The sequence below is a fragment of the Achromobacter sp. 10T422 genome (assembly GCF_056394065.1).
The window spans coordinates 174,338-195,334 of the sequence record NZ_JBFTHD010000008.1 but is presented as its reverse complement, the minus strand read 5'-3'; the positions used below and the strand labels follow the sequence as shown (position 1 = coordinate 195,334).

The window sequence follows — 20,997 nt, the reverse complement described above, 5'->3', positions numbered from 1 at the left end:
TCAGTCGATGGAAACGTTGGCGCTCTTGATGAGCTCGCGCCACTTGGGGACTTCGGTGGTGATGAAGGCGGACAGGCCTTGCGGCGATTGGTCCTGCGCTTCGACGATGCCTTGCGAGTGCAGCGTCTGCTTGATGCCCGGGTCCGCCAGCGCGGTCTTGAAGGCTTGGTTCAAGGTGTCCACCACGTCAGCCGGCGTGCCCTTGGGCGCGACGATGCCGAAGAAGACGCTGACGTCATAGCCTTTCAGCCCTTGCTCGGACAAGGTGGGCAGGTCGGGCAGGGCGTCGGAACGCTGCGCGCTGGCCAGGCCGATGGCGCGCAGCTTGCCGGCCTTGATGTAGGGCAGCGCGGTCAGGATGTCGGTGAACGACATCGACACCTGTCCGCCCAGCAAATCATTCAGCGCGGGGCCGGTGCCCTTGTACGGAATGTGCATGATCTGCGTGCCGGCCATCTGGTTGAACAGGATGCCCGCCAGATGCGACGACGCGCCGTTGCCGGACGACGCATAGCTGAGCTTGTCCGGATGCTGCTTGGCGTAGGCGATGAGCTCTGCTGCGTTGTTCACCGGCACCGACGGATTCACGACCAGGATATTCGGCAGGTGACCCAGGCGGATGATGGGCGCGAAGCTGGTCTCGGGGTTATAGCCCTGGCGCTTGTACAGGCTGACGTTGATGGCCAGCGGCCCGGAAGTGCCGAACAGCAGCGTGTAGCCGTCTGGCTTGGCCGACGCCACGTATTCCGAGCCGATGTTGCCGCCCGCGCCGCTGCGGTTTTCAACAATGACGTTCTGCTTCAGGGGCTCGCGCAGTTTTTCAGCCAGCCGCCGCGCCATGGCGTCGGTGGGGCCGCCGGGCGGGAACGGCACGATCAACGTGATCGGGCGGGCGGACGGGTAGGCGTCGGCCGCCAGCGCAGGCGTGGCCGGGGCGACGGCGGTGGCCGCCGCCAGCAGCAGGGGGGCGAAAAGGCGTTTCATGGTGGTGTCTCCTGTGTGGGGCGCGCCGGCTGTGCCGCCGGCGTCGGATTACAACGCGTATTGCAGAATGGTCTGGCAGGCCGCGCTTTCGTTGGGGGGAATGGCGTAGGGGTCGCGCGCGGCCAGGCGGTGCAGCAGTACCTGGTCGGCCAGTTGCGCGCGGGTTTCCAGGCCAGGGCCGGTGGCTTCCCAGCGCAGCGCAGCCATCGACACCGCGTGGTACAGCAGGGATGCGGCCTGACGCGCCAGTTCGGCATGGTCGCCTTGGGCTGCGTGGTCGGCCAGCGCAAAGCTCTTGTCCAGGGCCTGGGCTTGCAGATCAGCCAGCGCGGGCGGGCAGGGCACGCCATCGGCCAGCAGCTGGTTGATATGGGCGCGCAGCGCGGGCAACGACCCTTCCTTCTTGATGGCGCGCAGCACGTCCAGCGCCACGATGTTGCTGGTGCCTTCCCAGATGGAACCCAGATGCGCGTCGCGCACCAGGCGCGGCTCGGTCCATTCCTCGATATAGCCGCAGCCGCCGCGCACTTCCATCGCGTCGCCCGTGACCTTGCGCGCATCGCGGCAGGCGCGGAACTTGATCAGCGGCGTCAGGATGCGGGCCAGCGCCGGATCGGCCGTGCCGTGGTCCGCATCGGCCAGCGCACGCGCCGTCTGGAACATCACGCTGCGCGCCTGTTCGGCCCACACAGTCATCTTGACCAGCTGACGCTGCATCAGCGGCATATCGATCAGGCGTTTGCCGAAGGCGCGGCGGTTCTGCGAGACGAAAATCGCTTCGGTGACGGCGCGGCGCATCAGGCCGGCCGCGCGCATGCCGTTGGACAAGCGCGAGTTGTTGATCATGTCTGCCATGTGCTTGAAGCCGCGGCCGCGTTCGCCGACAAGCCACGCCACCGCACCTTCCAGGCGGATTTCACCACTGGCCATCGAGCGCGTACCCAGCTTGTCTTTCAGGCGCAGGATGCGGTAATGGTTGTGGCTGCCGTCGGCCAGGTCGCGCGGCAAGAGAAAGAGCGATACGCCCTTCAAACCGGCGTCGGGCTCGCTGCGTGCCAGCACCATCGCGAAGCCCGCGTCGGGGTTCGAGCAGAACCATTTGTCGCCATGAATGCGCCACGTGCCATCGGCTTGCGCTTCGGCCGTGACTTCGGTGGCGCTGACGTCCGACCCCGCGCTTTGTTCGGTCATGAACATGGCGCCTTGGCGCAGCGCGTCGAAATCTTGCGACGTGACTTGCGGCAACACGCGTTCGACCAGCGCGGGGTCGCCGAACTTGCGCAAGGTGCGCGCCAGCGAATCCGTCATGCTGACCGGGCAGCACAGGCCGAATTCGGCTTGCACGAACAAGTGGCTCAGCGCGTACTTGGCCGCGGCGGGCATGGGTTCCGGCCAGCCCAGCACGCCGCCGCGGTGCGACAGCGCGGCCAAGCCAAACTCGCTGTACGCCAGACGTTCAAGCTCGACATAGGCCGGGTGCTTGTCAATGCGGGACTCATCGGTGCCAGCGCGGCTGCGCACGGATAACGTGGGCGGATGCTTGTCGGCGGTGGCCGCCAATTCCTCCATGACGCCGCCCGCCAGTCCGCCCAGACGTTCCAGATGCGGCAGCAGATGGGCGTACAGCTTGGGCGGCAGGTAGCGTTCGCTTAGCGCGGCCGCATAGGGGTCCGCGTTGAACAGGTTCAGGCCACGGGAATCGGGGACGGGGGTAGCGCCGACAGACGAAACAGCGGCGGGAACAGAGGTGGGGGCAGCGGTCTTCACGGGGGTATCCATGGCGGCATCCTGCGCAAAACGGGGGTGATTGGCCGATGGTGCGCGGATGGATTAATCTACGCAAATACCGTTTTCGTGTAGAACAATCCATAAAAAATATAGATTAAGGGGGAGACCATGGATCTGGACCCGCGCCTGTTGCGCTATTTCATTGCGGTGGCCGAAGAGCGCCACTTCAGCCGCGCCGCCCACCGCCTGCACATTTCCCAACCGCCGCTCAGCTACGCTATCCGCCAGCTTGAAGACAACGTCGGCGCACGCCTGCTGGCGCGCACCAGCCGCCATGTCGAGCTCACTGACGCCGGCCACGTGCTGTACCGCGAGGCGCTGACGCTGCTACGGCAAGCCGAAGAGGTGCGCACGCTGGTGCAGCGCGTGGATGCGGGCCTGCGCGGCCGGCTGCGTATCGGTTTTGTGGGGTCGATGCTGTATCGCGGCTTGCCCGCCTTGTTGAACGCGATGCGCGCCGAACTGCCGGATGTGGAGCACGTGCTGACCGAGCTGAACTCGCATGAGCAGATCGAGGCCGTGCGGCGGGGCGAACAGGACCTGGGCTTCATCCACGCCAACCCGGTGCCTGACGAAGTGCAGGCGCGTGACCTGATGGCCGAACCCTTCGTCGTCTGCCTGCCCGATTCCCATCCGCTGGCGGGCCGCCAATCGTTGCGCCTGGCCGAGCTGGCAGGCGACGATTTCGTGTTCTTCGCGCGCGCGGCATCGCCCAGCTATTACGAGACGGTGCTGTCGATGTGCGTGTCGGCGGGATTCATGCCGGTGGTGCGGCACGAGGTGCGCCACTGGCTGAGCGTGGCGTCGCTGGTGTCGCAGGGCTTGGGGGTGTCGATCGTGCCGGCGTGCTTGTCGCGCAGCGGCTTGGCGGGCACGCGCTTCATCACGTTTGAGCACGAGGCGCGCTCGATCAGCCAGGTGATCTGGCCGGCCGAGGCGCGTTCGCCATTGCAGCACAAGGCAATGGCGCTGGTCGCAAACCAGTTTCCGTCGGTGGCTGCGGCAGCCGGTGCTGCGGCAGGCGGTCCTGCGGCAGCCGGTGCTGCGGCAGCTGATGCTGTGGCGCCCGGTGCCGCGGCCGGCTGAAGATCAGCGGAAGACGATGGTCTTGTTGCGGTTCAGCAGGATGCGGTGTTCCACATGGCTGCGCACGGCGCGCGACAGCACCAGCGATTCAATGTCGCTGCCGACCTGCGTCAGGTCTTGCGCAGTCATCGTGTGGTCGACGCGTTCGATGTCCTGATCGATGATCGGGCCTTCGTCCAGGTCAGACGTCACGTAGTGGGCGGTGGCGCCGATGATCTTCACGCCGCGCGCATGTGCCTGGTGATACGGGCGCGCGCCCTTGAAGCTGGGCAGGAAGCTGTGGTGGATGTTGATGGCGCGGCCATTCAGCGCGCGGCACATGTCCGCCGACAGAATCTGCATGTAGCGGGCCAGCACGACGAGATCCGTGTTGGACTGCTCGACGATCTTCAGCACCTGCTTTTCCTGTTCCGCCTTGGTCTCCGCCGTGACGGGCAGGTAGTGGAACGGGATGCCATAGGACGCGGCCAGCGCGGCGTAGTCGTTGTGGTTCGACACGATAGCGGCCACTTCGGCGTGCAAATGCCCGCTATGCACGCGAAACAGCAGGTCGTTCAGGCAGTGCCCTTGCTTGCTGACCATGATCAGCAGGCGTTCCTTGCGGCGCGCGTCATGCAGCTTCAGGTCCATGCCGTAATCGGCGGACAGCGTGTTCAGGCGGCCGCGCAGGTCGTCAGCGGCCACGGCGGCCGGCAGGTCGAAGTGCACGCGCAGAAAGAACTGGCCCGTTTCCTCGTCGCCGAATTGCTGCGAATCCAGGATGTTGCAACCCAATTCGAACAACAGGCCGCTGACGCGGTAGACGATGCCCGTGCGGTCGGGGCAGGACAGGGTCAGGATGTAGTCGTTGTGCTGCATGGTGCGGGAATAGACCGAAGTAAGAATGAGGATAGGGGCGGAATCAGGCGGCCAGGCGCGCCAGGGTTTCTTCCGCCAGGGCCAGGCTGGAGGTCAGCCCGGGGGATTCGATGCCAAACAGGTTCACCAGGCCGGGCACGCCATGCACGGCGGGGCCGGCAATGACGAAGTCGGCGGCGGGTTCGTGCGGGCCCGAGATTTTCGGCCGGATGCCGGTGTAGCCGGGCGCCAGGGCGTTGTCGGGCAGCGCGGGCCAATAGCTGCGCACGGCGGCATAGAACACGTCGGCGCGCGCGGGGTCCAGCGTGTAGTCTTCCGTGCCGACCCATTCGGTATCGGGGCCAAACTTGGCTTGGCCACCCATGTCCAGCGTCAGGTGCACGCCCAGGCCGGCATGTTGCGGCACGGGGTAGATCAGGCGCGAAAACGGCGCGCGGCCAGACAGCGTGAAGTAGCTGCCCTTGCACAGATAGTCGGTGGGAATGCTGGTGGGCGGCACGCCGTCGATGCGTCGGGCCAATGCCGGCGCCTGCAAGCCTGCCGAATTGATCAGCACGTTGCAGGTCAGGGTCATGGCTTCGTCGCCGCCGAATTGCAGTTCGAAGCCGCCTTCGGGCCGGACGCGGCCGGACACCAGCGGCGTATGGAAGACGAATTGGGCGCCCGCGTTTTCCGCATCGCCCTGGAACGACAACATCAGCGCGTGGCTGTCCACGATGCCGGTCGACGGCGACAACAGCGCGGCTGTGCATTGCAGCGCGGGCTCCAGGCGCATGGCCTCTTCGCCCGAAATGAATTGCAGGTCGTCCACGCCATTGGCGCGGGCGCGTTGGGCAATGCCTTCCAGTTGGGTGGCCTGGTCGCGGTCTGTCGCCACGATGAGCTTGCCCAGACGCTGATGCGGCACGCCGCGTTCGGCGCAGTACCCGTACAGCAGGTGCTTGCCGCGCACGCACAGGCGCGCCTTAAGACTGCCCGCCGGGTAATAGATGCCAGCGTGAATGACTTCGGAATTGCGCGAGCTGGTGCCGGTTCCGATGGCTTCCGTGGCTTCAGTCACGAGCACGTCGCGGCCGGACTGCGCCAGCGCGCGTGCGATTGCCAGGCCGACAACGCCCGCGCCGATGACGACGCAATCAATATCCACGCTCATGGGGCTTTCCTTTCGGATCGTGCGCCGGCGGGCGTCAGATCGAAGCCGCCCGCGTGGAAGACCAGCGGCGGCTCGGTGCTGTGACCGCAGCGTTCCACTTCGCCCACCATGATGATGTGATCGCCTTCTTCGTAGCGGCTGCGGTTGCGGCATTCGAACCAGGCGGCGCAGTGGCCGTCCAGCATGGGCGTGCCACCCGGCGCGTGGTGCACGGTCAAACCGGCGTAGCGGTCCGGCGTTTTGCCGGTCGCGAAGCGCCGCGCCAGTGCAATCTGCTCGGCGCTCAGCACGTTGACCACGTAGCGCTCGCACTGTTCAAACGCCGCCAGCGACGACGACGAGCGCGACAGGCTCCAGAGGATCAGCGGCGGGTTCAGCGATACCGAGTTGAACGAGCTGACCGTCAGCCCGATGGGGGCGCCATCAAGGCCGGCGGCTGTCACCACCGTTACGCCCGTGGCGTAACGGCCCAGCGCGGTGCGGAAAAAAGCGGCGTCAAAATCAGGGGAGGAGGCGGGCATGCAATCGTTAAGTCGGGCGGGCGCGCAGCGCGCCCGGCATCAAGGCGACAGGCGTTCGATCTTCCAGGACGAGCCGTCGGCGACATAGCGCAGCCGGTCGTGCAGGCGCGACGGCCTGCCTTGCCAGAATTCGATCGCGGTGGGCTTCAGGCGGTAACCGCCCCAGTGCGGCGGACGCGGCGGCTCTTCGCCGAAACGTTCGCGGAATTCTTTTTCGCGGGCTTCCAGCGCTTCACGGGTGATGGGTTGGCTCTGGGGCGAGGCCCAGGCGCCAATGCGCGAACCGGCCGGGCGGCTGTGATAGTAGGCGTCCGATTCCTCGGCCGCGACCTTTTCCACCACGCCTTCGATGCGGACCTGGCGTTCCAGCGGCTGCCAGAAGAACAGCAGGCTGGCGCGCGGTTCGGCCAGCAGGTCGTGGCCCTTGCGGGATTCGTAGTTGGTGAAGAACGTGAAACCGCGCTCGTCATAGCCCTTGATCAGGACGATGCGGGCGCTGGGCTGGCCCGAGGCGTCCACCGTAGCCAGGGTCATGGCGTTGGGCTCAGGCACCTTGGCGGCCAGCGCTTCGTCGAACCAGCGCGAAAACTGGTCGAACGGCGAGGCGGCGGCCTGGGATTCCAGCAGGACGTTCTTTTCGTAGCTTTGACGCAGATCAGAGACGGACATGAGGCGTGGGAGTCAGCGTTGATAACAGGGAGTTTATACCGCTTGGGCAATCCCTCCCTTATTGACCCCGCGCAGGTCTCAGGCAAGTTTCCGCCCGGGAGGGCGGGCCGGGGCTGCGGCGGGGGACCGCTCCCGGGTCATTCTTGGGTCATTCCCGGGTCATTCTTGGGCTGTTCTTCGGCCGTTCTTCGGCCATTTTCCGATTTATGCGCCTTCTGGCAGCGTGTGCTCGTCGGCTTCCAGCATGCGGGCGATGGCGTCCAGGCGGGCGTCATGGATGCCGGCGGCGCGCAGCGCCTGGGCGGTTTGGACGACGTAATCGGTGCAGGGGCCGTAGCGGCCCGCGGCGCGGCGCACGATGGCCAGCAGCTCGGCGTCGGGCAGGGCGCGGATGTAGGCCGGGTTGTCCCGGTTCATGATGAAGACCAGCGCGCGGACGGTGCCGGCGTCGGTGGTGCAATTGATCCAGCGGGGCAGATAGGCGCCGGTGGACATTTCGCGTTCCCACAATGCCGGGAAGTAAGTCGGCACCTGGCTGCCCGCCAGACGGTAGACCACGCCCCGGCAGGAGCCCCCGCGGTCCAGGCCGAACACCAGGCCCGGGCATTCCGGGGTGCCGCGGTTCACACGAGACCACAGGCACAGCGCCCGGTGATGACCGCGCAAGGTCGCCAGGCGGCGTTCCATGAAATCAAAGTCAGGGCGCCAGATCAGCGACCCGTATCCATACACCCAGACGTCTTCGCCCGACTGCCAGTGGCGCAGGGCCTCTTCCAGCGATGCCTGCCTTTCCTCTTGCGTCCACAGACGAAAGGGCAGGCTGGCGCCGGCAATGCCGGGTTCGGGGGGAGAGGACTGCATGTTCACGACTACGGATTCCGTTCAGACTCGAGCGGGGGGTTGCGATTGGCCCACCCTCCCGCCATCAGGGCCAGCGAATAGGCCCAGAACAACGGGGCAACGCCGATGACCGCACCCAGCGCGCCGAAGGTCAACGGCAGGGAAACCTGCGAGCCATTGATCAGCGCCATGCGCAATCCCACGGCTTCGGCCGCACGGCCGGGCGGGGAATGCTGGTGCAAGAGGGATAGCATACTCGGTTGGCAGCACCCCAACGCAAGCCCCAGAATGAACGACAGCACGATCAGGATGCTAACGTCGGTGAACAGCGGGTAAAGCATGAAGTCGATGGCGGCTGTTGCCATCGCCACCCGCACCAGCGTCCACGACCGCACCCGGCGCATGATCAGCGGCAATACCAGCCGGATGACGAACGTTGCCGCCGCGAACGACGCAAGAATGACGCCGATGGTGGTGGCCGACAGCCCGATCGCCACGCCAAAGATTGGCACCACGAACAAGTGCGTGTCCCACGCGCCCGACAAAATGGTGTTGACCATCAGGATGCGGCGCAAGGCGGGGACGGCCAGCAGTTCGGTCACGCGGCGGCGCTGGGCTTCCTTGGCGCCTGACAATTGCGAATCCACGGCCTTCAATTGGTGACGCAAGGCGTAAAGGCCGATGCCAGAGATCAGCGGCCCCAGGGCCAGCAGGCCGAAGGCGGTGCGCGTACCCAGATGGTCAATCGCCAGCCCGGCGATCAGCGGGCCAGAAAACCCCGAACCCGCCAGCGCCAGAGACATGAATGAAAAGTTGCGCAGACGTTGCGCGGGTTCGGCATGGCCCAGCAAGTCTTGCGTCGCCACCTGATGCAGCATGAAGCCGATACCGATACAGCACGAGGCGATCAGCAATGCGACTTGCGTTTGCGAGATAAAGGGCAATGCGGTGCCGATGGCGACCAATGACGTCCCGATGACGAGCGGGCGCACGATGCCGACCCGATCCACCCACCGACCCGCGCGCACCGAAAACAGCATCGGCAGCACCGCGAACACCGCGACCAGCGTGCCGACCTTGAACGTGGACAGCCCCATCTGCAACGCGGTCAGCGAGACGGTAATCCGTCCCCCTGTCAGCGCCAYGTGATTCATCATTGCCAGCAGGCACAGCAGCACCGCCCCGGAAAATTCCGGGGAACTGGAAGGCGAGGAGGGGGATCTGTTGGAGGTAGACACGGCGTAACTGCGTTCATTCTGTGCGGATCATCGGCCTATGTCGAGGCGCGTTTATCTTGCGCTGCGGCAAATTGTTTCAGCGCGTGGCAACAAGATAGGCGCCATCTAGCGGCCAAGTCGTGTGCTTACGGCGCAAGATGGCGGCGCGTTCGCCGCACGTTCGCGCCATGTGCGGGCGCGGGGTTGCATGCTTGCGCCGATGACGTTGTATCGTTCTCGCAACGGAACAATTGGCTGGCTGTTTTAAGGCTGGACACCGCTTTACTGTTTTTCACCGTTTCGCCACACATAGGCCATCGTTTGGCCGGCACGCCCGTTTAGGATGGGCAGCTAGTTTCGCAATACGGGCGGGGGCTCGCGCCTCGCCGCTTCTTACCAGGTTCAATGAAAAAGTCCCGCAGCAAGTTCAAGCGTTATGCGCTGATCGCCGTCGTCGTTCTGCTAGTGGCCCTGGGCCTGCGCGCCGCCTTCTTCTCGGCGCCGCCGCCGCCCACCTTCGCGGTGGCCGAAGTATCGCGGGCCAATCTGGAAGACAGCGTGCTGGCCAGCGGCACTATCGACGCCATTGAACGCGTCAGCGTGGGCGCTCAGGCAACCGGCCAGTTGAAGTCCCTGAAAGTGGAACTGGGCGATCGCGTCAAGAAAGGCCAGCTGGTGGCCGAGATTGATGACCTGACCCAGCAGAACGAATTGCGCAACGCCGAAGCGGCCTTGCAAACCCGCCGCGCCGAACGCGCCGCCAAGGTCGCCACGTTGAAGCAGGCCGAACTCGCCTTCAAGCGTCAACGCCAGATGCTGGCCGCCGACGCCAGTTCGCGCGAAGCCTATGAAACCGCCGAAGCCACGCTGGCCGTGACCCGCGCCGAAATCGCGTCGCTGGACGCGCAGATTGCACAGGCCGAGATCCAGGTCGACACCGCGCGCGTCAACCTGGGCTATACGCGCATCGTGTCGCCCATCGACGGCATGGTGGTGGCGGTGGTGACGAAGGAAGGCCAGACGGTGAACTCGATCCAAAGCGCGCCCACCATCATCAAGGTGGCGCAAGTGGACACGATGACGATCAAGGCGCAAATCTCGGAAGCCGACGTCACCCGCGTGAAGGCCGGCCTGCCCGTGTACTTCACCATTCTGGGCGAACCTGACCAGCGCTATCACGCGACCTTGCGCGCGGTGGAACCCGCGCCGGACTCCATCCAGAAAGACGACGCGACCACGTCGCTGACCTCGTCCAGCAGCTCTTCGACGACGGCCGCCGTCTATTACAACGGCCTGTTCGACGTGCCCAACCCCGATGAAAAGCTGCGCATCTCGATGACGGCCCAGGTCTTCATCGTGCTGGGCGAAGCCAAGGATGCGGTGGTGGTACCGGCCTCGGCGCTGGGCAAACGCGGCGAAGACGGCCGCTATGCGGTGCGCGTGGTTGGCAAAGACAACAAGACCGAGGTGCGCCACGTCAAGATCGGCATGAACAACAACGTGCAGGCGCAGGTGCTGGAAGGACTTGAGGTGGGCGAGCGCGTCGTGTCGGCGGACTCCGCGCCGGCGGCGGCTGCGACGCAACCCGGCCCGCCGCCGGGAGCCTGACATGAGCGGGCCGTTGATCTCGCTCTCTGGCGTGCGCCGAGAGTTTCCCGCCGGCGACCAGACGATTGCCGTCCTGAAGGACATCAACCTGACCATCGAGGCAGGCGAAATGGTGGCCATCGTGGGCGCGTCCGGCTCGGGCAAGTCCACCTTGATGAACATCTTGGGCTGCCTGGACCGCCCGACCCGGGGCGACTACCAGGTCAGCGGCCGCAGCACGGGCGAGCTGGACCCGGACGAACTGGCCGAACTGCGCCGCGAGCATTTCGGCTTCATCTTCCAGCGCTATCACCTGTTGTCAGACCTGACCGCGCTGGGCAACGTGGAAATGCCGGCCGTCTACGCCGGCAAACGACGCGAGGCGCGGCTGGACCGCGCCGAGGAACTGCTCAAGCGGCTGGGGCTGGGCGACCGGTCGGAACACCGGCCCGGCCAGTTGTCGGGGGGGCAGCAGCAGCGCGTGAGTATTGCGCGCGCGCTGATGAACGGCGGCGACATCATCCTGGCCGACGAGCCCACCGGCGCGCTGGACACGCACACGGGCCAGGAAGTGCTGCGCATCCTGGAAGAATTGAACGCGGCCGGCCACACCATCATCATCGTCACGCACGATATGAATGTGGCGCGGCATGCGCAACGCATCATCGAGATCAGCGACGGCGAAATCGTTGCCGACAAGCGCAACCCCGACGCGCCGCACCGCGACGTGGTCCGCGATGACGCGCCGCCCCTGCCCAAGCGGCCGGCCTGGCAGTCGTACCTGGACCGTTGTGGCGAAGCCTTGCGCATGGCGCTGCTGGCGATGAACGCGCACCGGCTGCGCACGTCGCTGACCATGCTGGGCATCATCATTGGCATCGCCGCGGTGGTGTCGGTGGTGGCGCTGGGCGAAGGCTCGCGGCGCAAGATCCTGGAAGATATCAGCGCCATCGGCACCAACACGGTGGAAGTGTTTCCCGGCAAGGACTTCGGCGACGAGAAAGCCGTCAACATCCGCACGCTGGTCGCCGCCGACGCCGACGCGCTGGCCCGCGAACCCTATGTAGACAGCGTCACCCCCGAAGTGGCCACCAGCAACACGCTGCGCTATCGCAACGTGTCGGTGAACGGGTCGATCCAGGGCGTGGGCGAACAGTACTTCCGCGTGCGCGCCATCCAGCTTGAAAAAGGCAAGTTCTTCGATGAGACGAGTGTGGTGCGCCGGGCGCAGGAAGTCGTCATCGATGACGGCACACGGCGCGCGCTGTTTGGATCACACACTGAGCCGATCGGGCAGGTGGTGTTCCTGGGGTCGATGCCCGCGCGCGTGATTGGCGTCACGGCGAAGAAGGAATCTGTCTTTGGCAACAACGAATCGCTGAACGTTTGGATTCCCTACACGACGGCGCTGTCGCGCGTGCTGGGCCAGCAGCATCTGAAGAGCATCACGGTGCGTGTCAACGACGCGACGCCGCCCGCCGCCGCCGAGAAGGCCATCGAACGCGTGCTGATGCGGCGCCACGTCGTGAAGGATTTCTTCGTCTTCAACACGGACGCCATTCGCAAGACCATCGAACGCACCACCGCCACGATGACCTTGCTGGTGTCGCTGATTGCGCTGATCTCGCTGATGGTGGGCGGCATTGGCGTGATGAACATCATGCTGGTGTCCGTGACCGAACGCACTCGCGAGATCGGGGTGCGGATGGCGGTGGGCGCGCGGCGCAGCGACATCATGCAGCAGTTCCTGATCGAAGCGGTGCTGGTCTGCTTGATCGGCGGGGCACTGGGCATCATTCTGTCGCTGGCGTTGGGCGTGCTGGTGTCCAAGGCCACGGGCGGCTCGTTCCAGATGATTTACTCCACGGCATCGATGGTGGCGGCATTTACGTGCTCGACTTTGATCGGTGTGCTTTTTGGTTATTTGCCGGCGCGCAACGCGGCGCGCCTGGACCCCGTCGAGGCCTTGGCCCGGGAATGAGGACGATGAAAGCGGTTTCCCTGATCTGCAAACCCGTCGCCCTGGCGCTGCTGCTGGCGCTGGGCGGTTGCGGCAGCCTGCTGCGCAGCGACTACGAACCCCCGCTGACGCAGGCGCCCGCGGCGTGGACGTATGGTTCAGCGGCCAACACCAATGCGCCGTTGGCGGAAGGCGGCGCCTGGTGGCGTAACTTCAATGACCCGGTGCTGGATGGCCTGATCGACGCGGTGCTGGCGCGCAACAACGACCTGGCCGCTGCCGCCATCCGCGTTCGTCGCGCGCAGTATCAGGCGGGGCTGACCGAAGACAAGCTGATTCCGCAACTGGGCGGCGACGCCAACGTGACGCGCGTTCGCAATCTGTATGGCGATCGCAGCATCACGCGCACCAACCAAGCCGAGCTGACGGTCAGTTACGAGGTCGATCTGTGGGGCAAGCTGTCCCGCCAGCGCGACGCGGCGCAATGGGAAGCGCTGGCCACCGAAGAAGACCGCCAGTCGGCGGCGTTGTCCCTGGTGGGCACCACTGCGACCTTGTATTGGCAGACGGCCTTCATCAACCAGCGCATCGCCAGCAGCGAAGAAAGCATCGCGTATGCACGCCGCACGCAGGACCTGGTACGCGCGCAATACGCGGCGGGTGGCGCATCGGCGTTGGAGCTTGCCGAAGCCGAGCAAACCGTCGCCAGCCAACAAGCCGCGCATACGCTGCTGGTGCAGCAGCGCGTGGAATACACGAACGCGCTGACGATTCTGTTCGATGGCCCGCCAGACCGCAGCATGGCCGACCCGGCCCGCCTGCCGCAATACCCGCTGCCCGAAGCGCGCGCGGGCGTTCCGGCTGATCTGCTGGGCCGCCGCCCCGACTTGCGAGCCGCCGAGTTGCGCTTGCGCGAAGCGTTGGCCACGGTTGACGCGACGCGCGCCAGTTTCTACCCGCCCGTGACGCTGACCGGCGCGGTAGGCAGCGCGAGTCCGACGCTGTCGAACGTGCTGCAAAACCCGATCGCAACGCTGGGCGTAGGCCTGACACTGCCGTTCCTGCAATGGAACCAGATGCAGCTGAACATCAAGATCTCGAAGGCAGACTACGAAGAACGCGTCGTCAACTTCCGGCAGTCGTTGTACCAGGCGATGGCGGACGTAGAGAACGCGCTGTCGAACCGGACGCAGTTGTCGTTGCAGGCAGAGCAACTGGCGGTGTCGTTACGGGCGGCGCGCGAAGCGGAACGCTTGTACGAGGTCCGGTATCGGGCGGGCGCGGTGTCGTTGAAGGACTGGCTGGACGCGCAGGAGAAGCGGCGGACGGCCGAGATTGCGCGGGATGAAAATGGCTTGAATCGGTTGGTGAATCAGGTGACGGTTTACCGAGCGTTAGGGGGGGATGATTTGGTGGCTCGTGGTGGTGGTGTGGGTTCTTAAGACGCCCGTGACATCGGGGGCCTGGGGTGCGCGGGGCAACGATTGCGGTCCGGAGCCTTCGCTCCGGACTGCCCCGTTGTCATCTTCGTCCAGGCCTTCGGCCTTCCCTTCAGATTCCCTCGGGCTTATCGACGCCCCGCGCACCCCAGGCCCCCGACGCCACGGGCTCCGTCAGTTGCAATCTCACGGTAACTGGGGCGGTCGGGGTTCTTGAGGTTCTCGCCACCGGAATTTGAGTGGTGGAAGATCTTGCGGGGCCCGCTCCATGCCGGCCGCGCGGGCGGCCTTTTGGAGCTTACGCGTCGTGGTGCGTCGTCGCGGTGTTCGCTTCGCGCGTGGCTGAATTGCCGCGCTTCACCTGTTCGGCGAGGTATGGCCATCGGTTGGAGGGCATTCCTGCGAGGCACGGCCATCGGATGAATGGCGCTCCCCAGCAGGCACGGCCATCGAATGAATGGCGCTCCCTAGCAGGCACGGCCATCAGTTGAACTCCGGTGCGGTGGCGCGCGACGGGTCGGCACGCGCAAGGCAGTGGCGGACGCGCGCCACCCCTCTACCTCCCCCCAAATGTGCGGGGACCATAAGAAAACCGCTCTCCACATTCGCGAAAGCGACCACCGCCCAAACGCCCACCGCCGCGTATGCCGAGTAAGGCCGCCCGCGCGGCCGGCACTCGGCGGGCCCCGCAGCACTCGTGGCTAAGGCACACCCTAGCAGCGCGACATGCCAAGACTGCGGCAGCCCGTCGGCGCGGTGGCCCTGACTGCGCGCAACCTCGATGCGCCCGAGGGAATCTGAAGGGAAGGCCGAAGGCCTGGACGAAGATGACGAAGGGGACGTCCGGAGCGAAGGCTCCGGACCGCAATCGTGGGCGCGCGCAGTCAGGGCCACCGCGACGATGGGCGACCTACGAAGCACTAACCCCCAGCGCCTACGACGCCCTAACGCCAAGAAGCACCAACGCCAGTACCCACCAAGCACAACCCTCCGTCCCTCCCCGAACAAAAAACCTGCCCTAAAATACCCGCCATGACCTCCCCCGATCACGCTCTCCCTCCCGCTGACCTTGAACGCCGTTTCGGCGGTCTCTCCCGGTTGTACGGCCCCCAAGCTCCTGCACGCCTGCAAACTGCGCACGTTGCGGTGGCTGGCCTTGGCGGAGTCGGGTCATGGACCGTCGAAGCGTTGGCGCGTTGCGGGGTCGGGGCGTTGACGCTGATCGACCTGGACCATATCGCTGAATCCAACGTCAATCGGCAGATCCACGCGCTGTCTTCCACGCTTGGTCAATCCAAGGTGGATGCCATGGCGGAACGCGTGTTGGCGATCAACCCGGAATGCCGGTTGACCCGCGTGGATGATTTCGTGTCGCCGGAAAACGTGGCCGACGTTCTGCCTGGGCCCTATACCGTCATCATCGACTGCACCGACCAGGCCGCGGCCAAGATCGCCATGATCTTGCATGCGCGTGCGTTGGGAATTCCCATGTTGTTGTGCGGGGGCGCGGGGGGCAAGACCGATCCGTTGGCCTTGCGGGCCGGTGATTTGTCGGTGGCGGTCAACGATGCCTTGCTCGCCAAGCTGCGCAACAAACTGCGCAAGGAACATGGCTTTCCGCGCGGTTCTGATCAGAACGGCAAAGCGCTCAAGCGTGTGCCGAAGATGGGCATTCATGCGCTGTGGTTTGATCAGCCCGCCATCCTGCCTGACGCCTGGACGCGTCCCACGGAAGGTGAAGATGACCTGGGCGCGTCGGGGCAGAACATTGCGCCGCAGGGCTTGTCTTGCGCGGGATATGGGTCGGTGGTGACCGTGACGGCCGCCATGGGGATGGCGGCGGCGAACGAGGCGTTGCGGCTGGCGATCTGAGCGCCAGCCGGAGTCGCGCAGCCCCTCTCGGCGGCCGCGCGCGTTTACAGCGCCACGAACACTATTCCGTCCTCGATCCTCACGGGATACGTCATCACGTTTTCACGCAGCGGCGAGCACAGCGCGCGGCCGTCGCGCACGTCGAAGCGGCCCTGATGCAGCGGGCATTCGATTTCGTGGCCCGTCAGGAAGCCGTCGCATAGCCTGGCGTTGCCGTGCGTACAGAGGTTGTCGGTGGCGTAGACCTCGCCTTCCACGCCGTACAGCGCGATTTCGCGGTCACCTGCCTGCACGGCGATAACGTCGTCTTCCGGCACGTCGGCGCGGGCGATGGCCTTGATCCATTGCGTACTCATGCGGCTTTCCTCTTCAGATGGGGTAGATGAGCGAATTCGGGATCAGTTCGCTGTCGAAAATGCACAGCCGCGATTCGAACTTCAGGCCGTCCGGCGTGCGGCGCACGACGTCCAGATAGCGGCCCACGTTGAACACGGTGGTCAGCTGGTTGGGCTTGGTGCGGAACACGGCGTAGTTCGCTTCGGATTCGATGCGGTCGTCGTCGACCGCCAGCACGCGCGGCGCGCCGACCACATGGCGCTGGTAGTAGGGGTCGTGAAAGATCGTGTCGGTGGCGCCGTAGATGCGGTCTTTCAGCATGCCGCGGCTTTCGAACGCCATCGTCGCCAGCGCATAGCCGCGTTCGTGGTTTTCGCGGGGCAGCACTTTGTAGACGCAGTCTTCCAGAAAGAAGTCGGGCCATTTCTCCCATTCTTCGGCGTCCAGCGCGGCGGCGTAGTCGGCGTACAGGCGGGTCAGCTGGTAGTAGAGCGGAAAGTCCAGCATCGTCATGCCTCCATCACGCGGCGCCAATACGCGTACATGCCGCGGATCAGCGTTTCGGTCACCATGTGGTCGGTGTTCTCGGCGGTCTTGCCGCCCAGTTCCGCCACGCTGCGGTGCCACGGCTTCTGTTGAAAACCCGATTGCGAAAATTCGATGACTTCGCCGTCGTCCGCCGACACAAAGCCGGCAGGGCCAAACAGGTTCGCCTGGCGCAGCCGCCGCCGCGTCATCTCGGGCGTGTCATCTGCGAAGCCGAAGTGCGTCCAGACGAAATCGAAGGCGTCGTGCCCCACGGGCTGGATGTGGCGGGTGGACAGCGAATTCACCTGCTGCTGAATGATCACGCTGGGAAATAGCGTCATCAGCACGGCGGTGGGGCCGTTCCACCAGGGCTCCTGCACGATGTCCAGGAAGCGGTCATCGTTTAACGACATCTGTTCCTTGAAGCTGGACACCCCGCTGGTGACGCTGCCCTTGCCGCCCTGGCCGCGCGTGGAAATCATGGCGGCGTGGCGGAAGTGGCGGTCCATTTTCAGTTCAGACCGGTTGTCCGCGCGCCACAGGCCGAAGGTGACGAACCAGGTATGCAGCAGGCCGGGGTGATAGGGGTCTTTGATGTTTTCCTGCATCAGCTTCCAGTTGCCCGGAATGCGCTGGCGGCTGTAGCCGTGAATCACCAATTCGCGGCCGTCGAAGACGCGGTCGAAGTAGTGCAGGATGTCGGGGCCCAGATAGTCTTCCAGCCGTTCGGCGTCGTGGTCGAACGACGCGAACACCACCCCGTTTCTACAGGCCACCGCCAGTTTGGTCAGGCCGTGGTCTTCCGTTTTGAAGTCGGCGGGCATGCCGCCGTTGACCTTGCCGTCTTGTTTGACGCCGCGCCGGAACGGCACGCCGATCAGGTTGCCTTGCAGGTCGTAATTCCATTGGTGATAGGGGCAGACGAATTCGCTGCGGTTGCCGGAGCGTTCCCGGCAGAACTGCACGCCGCGATGCGCGCACACGTTTTCCACCACACGGACCTGGCCCTCGTTGTCGCGCAGCAGGATGACCGAGCGTTCGCCGACCGCCGTGCGTTTGAAGTCGCCCGGCTTGGGGATTTCGGCCTCCAGGCCGACATAGCACCAGTGCGCCTGGTAGAAAAAGCGTTCCAGCTCGCGCTGGTGCAGGGCGGCGTCGGTGTAGACGCCAAAGGGGATGCGGTGTGAACCGTCACCCTGCCAGGGCGGATCGATCTGCATGGTTTGTCTCCTATTTTTTATCGCTTCATCATCGAGCAGGCGATGAAATAAATAAATAGAATCTGATCAATAGAAGACATCACCAAAATCAATATTGGTGGAGACAAACGCATGAACCTGAAAGACGTGGACCTGAACCTGCTGGTCGTCTTCAACGAACTGCATAAGCATGGCCGGGTGTCGGCCGCCGCCCAGAGCCTGGGCATCTCGCAACCTGGCGTCAGCAACGCGCTGAGCCGGCTGCGCAAGCTGCTGGGGGATGAGCTGTTCTTGCGCACGTCGCGCGGGATGGTGCCCACGCCGTACGCCGAGGCGCTGGCCCGGCCCATCGCGGATGCGCTGGGTGCGTTGCATGGCACGCTGAACGCGCATGCCGTGTTCGACCCCGCGCGCAGCGAACGGGCCTTCGTGATTGGCGTGAACGATGTGGGCGAAACCTACTTCTTGCCGCGCCTGATGCGGGCGCTGGACGCCGCCGCGCCGGGGGTCACGATACGCACCGTGCGCACCACGTCAATCGACGTCCGCGACGAAATGGAGCGTGGCCGCATCGATCTGGCCATGGGTTTTCTGCCCGGCCTGCGAAGCGGCTTCTTTCAACGCAAGCTGTTCAGTCAGCCCTATGTATGCATCTTCCGGCACGACCATCCGCTAGCGCGTTCAGGCGTGTCGGCCAAGCAGTTTCGGGCGGCGGAGCATGTGGCGATCGTCTCCGAAGGCACGGGGCATGGCGTGGTGGATGAGGTGATTGCACGGGCTGGCATTCGCCGGCGCCTGAGGTTGACGGTGCCGCATTTCATCGCAGTGGGGCCGGTCTTGCAGGCCACCGACATGATTGCCGTGGTGCCGCAGCGCTTTGCCGACTGCGCCTGTACGCCGTTCGGGCTGGCGACGGCGCCCTGTCCGGTGAAGATTCCGGAGTCGGTCATCAATGTGTTCTGGCATGCGCGCAACCACCGCGAGCCTGCCAATCAATGGCTGCGGCAGGTGGTGGTGGAGCAGTTTGCGGATCAGGACGGGCGGGTCAGGCTTCCCGCAGCGTGACGCTGAACCAGCCGCGCAGTGCATTGGACAGGCGGATTTCGTCGGCGGCGTGCAAGTCGGCCAGGGTCAGCACGCGTTCGCGCACGTTGCCGGTGTCCAGCAGTTCACCGCGTTGCACGCCCGGCAGGCAGCCGCTGTCGACAGGCGGCGTGTACCAGCGGCCGTCCATGCGCAGGTAAACGTTGCTGCGGCTGCCTTCGCACAGCTCGCCGCGTTCATTCAGATAGAGCAGGTCGAAGATGTGCGGATGCGCGGGCAGCCATTCGATGGTCTTCGTGTACCAGGGGCGGTGCGTGGTCTTGTAGCGCAGCAGCGGTTCCGAAGACCGCAGCGCCTCGGGCGCCAGCATCACTTCCTGCACGGCGGGCAGTGGCGGCAGCATGGCCGTCTGGATGTGGCGGCTGCCGTCGCGGGCGACCAGCAGGCGCAGACGGTGCGGGCCGGGCGTGACCAGGCCCGTGGCGGCGATCATGATGTCGCCTTCCACCGCGCGGCCGCCCCAGACGTAGCCCAGCGCCTTGCATGATGCTTCCAGCCGCGCGAGGTGGCGGGCCAGCAGCGGCACGCGTTGTTCGGCATCGACCAGGATGGTCTCGATCAGTTCGGGTTGCATGGGACTCTCCTGGGCAATGGGCGGGGTGGGGCGCGCTCTATGCTACTACCGGCGGTGGTGACGTGGCAGGAGTTTGATGGGTTGCGCGTTGGGCATTACCTATCTGCGTGGATGATTGGCCGCGCGGATCGGCAACACCCTTCAACTCCGCAGGATGCGGGCCTTCCAGTGGCATTCCTGCCATTCTTCCGCCGGGTCGGAATCGTGGACGATGCCGCCGCCCACGCTGTAGACGCCGTGGCCGTTCTGGTCCAGCACCAGCGTGCGGATGGCGACGTTCAATGAAAAATCGCCATTCGGCGCCAGCCAGCCTACGCTGCCGCAGTACAGGCCGCGCGGGGCGGTTTCCATCTGGCGGATGCGGCGCATGGCGGCGACTTTGGGGGCGCCGGTGATCGACCCGCAGGGGAACAGGGCGGTCAGCACGTCTGCCAGCGTGGCGTCGGGGGCCAGCGCCGACACGGTGGACGTCATGGTCCAGACCGTGGGGTAGCGTTCCAGCGAAAACAGGGCGTCGACCTTGACCGAACCCGGCTCGGCCAGCCGGCCCAGGTCGTTGCGCAGCAGGTCCACGATCATCAGGTTTTCGGCGCGGTTCTTTTCGCTGGCCAGCAATTCCTGGCCCAGCCGTGCGTCTTCAATCGGGTCGGGGTGGCGCGGTGCGGTGCCTTTCATGGGGCGGGTCGTCAGGCGGGGGCCATCGCGCCGGACGAAGAGTTCGGGCGAAAACGACAGCACCGTGCGTGCGCCGTCTTGGATGAATGCGCCGTGGGCAACCGGGTTGCGGCTGGCGATGCGCCGGTAGAGCGTGGCGGCGTCGCCTTGGTATTGCACGTCCAGCGGCTGCGTGAAATTGACCTGGTAGAGCTCGCCGTCGCCGATCAGCCCGCGGATGGCGTCGATCTGGCGCACATAAGCGGCTTCGGTCATGCGCGGGGCGGGCAGGCTGATGGCGGACGGCGCGCTGGCGGCGTCCGGCGCATCCCAGGGGGTGTCGTCCACCTTGCGTTCGAAAACCAGCGCGGTCAGCCGGGCGCGGCCGTCGTCTTGCGGCGGCGACCACGGGCCGGCCGGCGCGGGCAGGGTGGCTTCGGGCAACAGCCATTCGCCCAGTTCATAGTCCAGCAACAGGGCGACCCAGCGCCCCTGTTGCCGCGCGGCCTCAATGGCCGCCAGCGCGGGGGCGACTTCGCCGGCGGTGCGCGCTTCGATGCGGGAGCAAAAGCCCTCGAACTTCAGCGCGCGGCCGGCCAGCCGGTCTTCAAAACGACATTCCATGCTT

19 protein-coding genes are annotated in these 20,997 nt (G+C 65.4%); 6 read left to right on the top strand and 13 right to left on the bottom strand.

Annotated elements, in window-relative coordinates; genetic code table 11:
* Positions 1-984 (bottom strand): Bug family tripartite tricarboxylate transporter substrate binding protein, encoded by a 984-nt coding sequence (locus tag AC1DB0_RS22475; RefSeq protein ID WP_441370531.1) that lies wholly within the window; start codon positions 982-984, stop codon positions 1-3.
* Between the two features lie 48 nt (positions 985-1,032).
* Positions 1,033-2,763, bottom strand: coding sequence for an acyl-CoA dehydrogenase family protein (locus AC1DB0_RS22470; protein ID WP_476757809.1), 1,731 nt, complete (start codon positions 2,761-2,763; stop codon positions 1,033-1,035).
* A 117-nt stretch (positions 2,764-2,880) separates the two neighbouring features.
* Between AC1DB0_RS22470 and AC1DB0_RS22465 the strand changes: the two genes are divergently transcribed.
* A complete protein-coding gene (locus AC1DB0_RS22465) occupies positions 2,881-3,858 on the top strand; it encodes a LysR family transcriptional regulator (protein WP_447981086.1) in 978 nt (325 codons plus the stop codon).
* A 3-nt stretch (positions 3,859-3,861) separates the two neighbouring features.
* Here the strand turns inward: AC1DB0_RS22465 and purU are convergent, their stop codons facing one another.
* From purU to AC1DB0_RS22435, 6 genes are all read right to left on the bottom strand, one after another.
* On the bottom strand, positions 3,862-4,716 hold the full coding sequence (gene purU / locus AC1DB0_RS22460; RefSeq protein ID WP_447981087.1) for a formyltetrahydrofolate deformylase: 855 nt from the start codon (positions 4,714-4,716) through the stop codon (positions 3,862-3,864).
* Positions 4,717-4,759: 43 nt separating this feature from the next.
* On the bottom strand, positions 4,760-5,869 hold the full coding sequence (locus AC1DB0_RS22455) for an NAD(P)/FAD-dependent oxidoreductase (protein ID WP_476757807.1): 1,110 nt from the start codon (positions 5,867-5,869) through the stop codon (positions 4,760-4,762).
* Positions 5,866-6,390 (bottom strand): flavin reductase family protein, encoded by a 525-nt coding sequence (locus AC1DB0_RS22450; RefSeq protein WP_054420602.1) that lies wholly within the window; start codon positions 6,388-6,390, stop codon positions 5,866-5,868. Before AC1DB0_RS22450 ends, AC1DB0_RS22455 begins: the two co-directional genes overlap by 4 nt.
* Positions 6,391-6,429: 39 nt before the next feature.
* Positions 6,430-7,059 (bottom strand): pyridoxamine 5'-phosphate oxidase, encoded by a 630-nt coding sequence (gene pdxH, locus AC1DB0_RS22445; RefSeq protein ID WP_054420603.1) that lies wholly within the window; start codon positions 7,057-7,059, stop codon positions 6,430-6,432.
* A 204-nt stretch (positions 7,060-7,263) separates the two neighbouring features.
* The gene (locus tag AC1DB0_RS22440) at positions 7,264-7,926 is read right to left on the bottom strand and encodes a gamma-glutamylcyclotransferase (RefSeq protein ID WP_054420604.1); all 663 of its coding nucleotides are present in this window, start codon (positions 7,924-7,926) and stop codon (positions 7,264-7,266) included.
* Positions 7,927-7,928: 2 nt separating this feature from the next.
* Positions 7,929-9,137 carry an MFS transporter gene (locus AC1DB0_RS22435; RefSeq protein WP_476758739.1) on the bottom strand — a complete coding sequence of 403 codons (1,209 nt, stop codon included), beginning with the start codon at positions 9,135-9,137 and terminating at the stop codon, positions 7,929-7,931.
* 384 nt (positions 9,138-9,521) lie between these two features.
* Between AC1DB0_RS22435 and AC1DB0_RS22430 the strand changes: the two genes are divergently transcribed.
* The 4 genes from AC1DB0_RS22430 to AC1DB0_RS22415 all read left to right on the top strand — a co-directional run bounded on the left by AC1DB0_RS22430 (position 9,522) and on the right by AC1DB0_RS22415 (position 15,974).
* Positions 9,522-10,724, top strand: coding sequence for an efflux RND transporter periplasmic adaptor subunit (locus AC1DB0_RS22430; protein ID WP_054420605.1), 1,203 nt, complete (start codon positions 9,522-9,524; stop codon positions 10,722-10,724).
* Between the two features lies 1 nt (position 10,725).
* Positions 10,726-12,684 carry a MacB family efflux pump subunit gene (locus AC1DB0_RS22425; RefSeq protein WP_054420606.1) on the top strand — a complete coding sequence of 653 codons (1,959 nt, stop codon included), beginning with the start codon at positions 10,726-10,728 and terminating at the stop codon, positions 12,682-12,684.
* 5 nt (positions 12,685-12,689) lie between these two features.
* Positions 12,690-14,105, top strand: coding sequence for an efflux transporter outer membrane subunit (locus tag AC1DB0_RS22420; protein ID WP_054421345.1), 1,416 nt, complete (start codon positions 12,690-12,692; stop codon positions 14,103-14,105).
* A 1,029-nt stretch (positions 14,106-15,134) separates the two neighbouring features.
* A complete protein-coding gene (locus AC1DB0_RS22415) occupies positions 15,135-15,974 on the top strand; it encodes a tRNA threonylcarbamoyladenosine dehydratase (protein ID WP_175170783.1) in 840 nt (279 codons plus the stop codon).
* 44 nt (positions 15,975-16,018) lie between these two features.
* Here the strand turns inward: AC1DB0_RS22415 and AC1DB0_RS22410 are convergent, their stop codons facing one another.
* From AC1DB0_RS22410 to AC1DB0_RS22400, 3 genes are read right to left on the bottom strand one after another with little or no spacing between them, the layout of a single operon-like run.
* Positions 16,019-16,330, bottom strand: a complete 312-nt coding sequence (locus tag AC1DB0_RS22410) for a non-heme iron oxygenase ferredoxin subunit (protein WP_054428098.1) — start codon at positions 16,328-16,330, stop codon at positions 16,019-16,021.
* 13 nt (positions 16,331-16,343) lie between these two features.
* On the bottom strand, positions 16,344-16,817 hold the full coding sequence (locus AC1DB0_RS22405) for an aromatic-ring-hydroxylating dioxygenase subunit beta (RefSeq protein ID WP_054428097.1): 474 nt from the start codon (positions 16,815-16,817) through the stop codon (positions 16,344-16,346).
* 2 nt (positions 16,818-16,819) lie between these two features.
* Positions 16,820-18,058, bottom strand: a complete 1,239-nt coding sequence (locus AC1DB0_RS22400; protein WP_427945515.1) for an aromatic ring-hydroxylating dioxygenase subunit alpha — start codon at positions 18,056-18,058, stop codon at positions 16,820-16,822.
* A 111-nt stretch (positions 18,059-18,169) separates the two neighbouring features.
* Here AC1DB0_RS22400 and AC1DB0_RS22395 point away from each other — a divergent pair, with 111 nt between their 5' ends.
* A complete protein-coding gene (locus AC1DB0_RS22395) occupies positions 18,170-19,102 on the top strand; it encodes a LysR family transcriptional regulator (protein ID WP_447577157.1) in 933 nt (310 codons plus the stop codon).
* Here AC1DB0_RS22395 and AC1DB0_RS22390 read toward each other — a convergent pair.
* Both AC1DB0_RS22390 and AC1DB0_RS22385 read right to left on the bottom strand, forming a co-directional pair.
* Positions 19,083-19,715 (bottom strand): aminotransferase class IV family protein, encoded by a 633-nt coding sequence (locus AC1DB0_RS22390; RefSeq protein WP_476757806.1) that lies wholly within the window; start codon positions 19,713-19,715, stop codon positions 19,083-19,085. The genes AC1DB0_RS22395 and AC1DB0_RS22390 overlap by 20 nt on opposite strands.
* Positions 19,716-19,856: 141 nt before the next feature.
* Positions 19,857-20,993 carry an aminodeoxychorismate synthase component I gene (locus AC1DB0_RS22385; protein ID WP_175170787.1) on the bottom strand — a complete coding sequence of 379 codons (1,137 nt, stop codon included), beginning with the start codon at positions 20,991-20,993 and terminating at the stop codon, positions 19,857-19,859.
* Positions 20,994-20,997 lie beyond the last annotated feature (4 nt).

Excerpts from the sequence above, each read along its gene's own strand:
- AC1DB0_RS22475 (WP_441370531.1), bottom strand. The coding sequence starts at position 984 with ATGAAACGCCTTTTCGCCCCCCTGCTGCTGGCGGCGGCCACCGCCGTC.
- AC1DB0_RS22470 (WP_476757809.1), bottom strand. The coding sequence starts at position 2,763 with ATGGATACCCCCGTGAAGACCGCTGCCCCCACCTCTGTTCCCGCCGCT.
- AC1DB0_RS22465 (WP_447981086.1), top strand. The coding sequence starts at position 2,881 with ATGGATCTGGACCCGCGCCTGTTGCGCTATTTCATTGCGGTGGCCGAA.
- purU (WP_447981087.1), bottom strand. The coding sequence starts at position 4,716 with ATGCAGCACAACGACTACATCCTGACCCTGTCCTGCCCCGACCGCACG.
- AC1DB0_RS22455 (WP_476757807.1), bottom strand. The coding sequence starts at position 5,869 with ATGAGCGTGGATATTGATTGCGTCGTCATCGGCGCGGGCGTTGTCGGC.
- AC1DB0_RS22450 (WP_054420602.1), bottom strand. The coding sequence starts at position 6,390 with ATGCCCGCCTCCTCCCCTGATTTTGACGCCGCTTTTTTCCGCACCGCG.
- pdxH (WP_054420603.1), bottom strand. The coding sequence starts at position 7,059 with ATGTCCGTCTCTGATCTGCGTCAAAGCTACGAAAAGAACGTCCTGCTG.
- AC1DB0_RS22430 (WP_054420605.1), top strand. The coding sequence starts at position 9,522 with ATGAAAAAGTCCCGCAGCAAGTTCAAGCGTTATGCGCTGATCGCCGTC.
- AC1DB0_RS22425 (WP_054420606.1), top strand. The coding sequence starts at position 10,726 with ATGAGCGGGCCGTTGATCTCGCTCTCTGGCGTGCGCCGAGAGTTTCCC.
- AC1DB0_RS22420 (WP_054421345.1), top strand. The coding sequence starts at position 12,690 with ATGAAAGCGGTTTCCCTGATCTGCAAACCCGTCGCCCTGGCGCTGCTG.
- AC1DB0_RS22415 (WP_175170783.1), top strand. The coding sequence starts at position 15,135 with ATGACCTCCCCCGATCACGCTCTCCCTCCCGCTGACCTTGAACGCCGT.
- AC1DB0_RS22410 (WP_054428098.1), bottom strand. The coding sequence starts at position 16,330 with ATGAGTACGCAATGGATCAAGGCCATCGCCCGCGCCGACGTGCCGGAA.
- AC1DB0_RS22405 (WP_054428097.1), bottom strand. The coding sequence starts at position 16,817 with ATGCTGGACTTTCCGCTCTACTACCAGCTGACCCGCCTGTACGCCGAC.
- AC1DB0_RS22400 (WP_427945515.1), bottom strand. The coding sequence starts at position 18,058 with ATGCAGATCGATCCGCCCTGGCAGGGTGACGGTTCACACCGCATCCCC.
- AC1DB0_RS22395 (WP_447577157.1), top strand. The coding sequence starts at position 18,170 with ATGAACCTGAAAGACGTGGACCTGAACCTGCTGGTCGTCTTCAACGAA.
- AC1DB0_RS22390 (WP_476757806.1), bottom strand. The coding sequence starts at position 19,715 with ATGCAACCCGAACTGATCGAGACCATCCTGGTCGATGCCGAACAACGC.
- AC1DB0_RS22385 (WP_175170787.1), bottom strand. The coding sequence starts at position 20,993 with ATGGAATGTCGTTTTGAAGACCGGCTGGCCGGCCGCGCGCTGAAGTTC.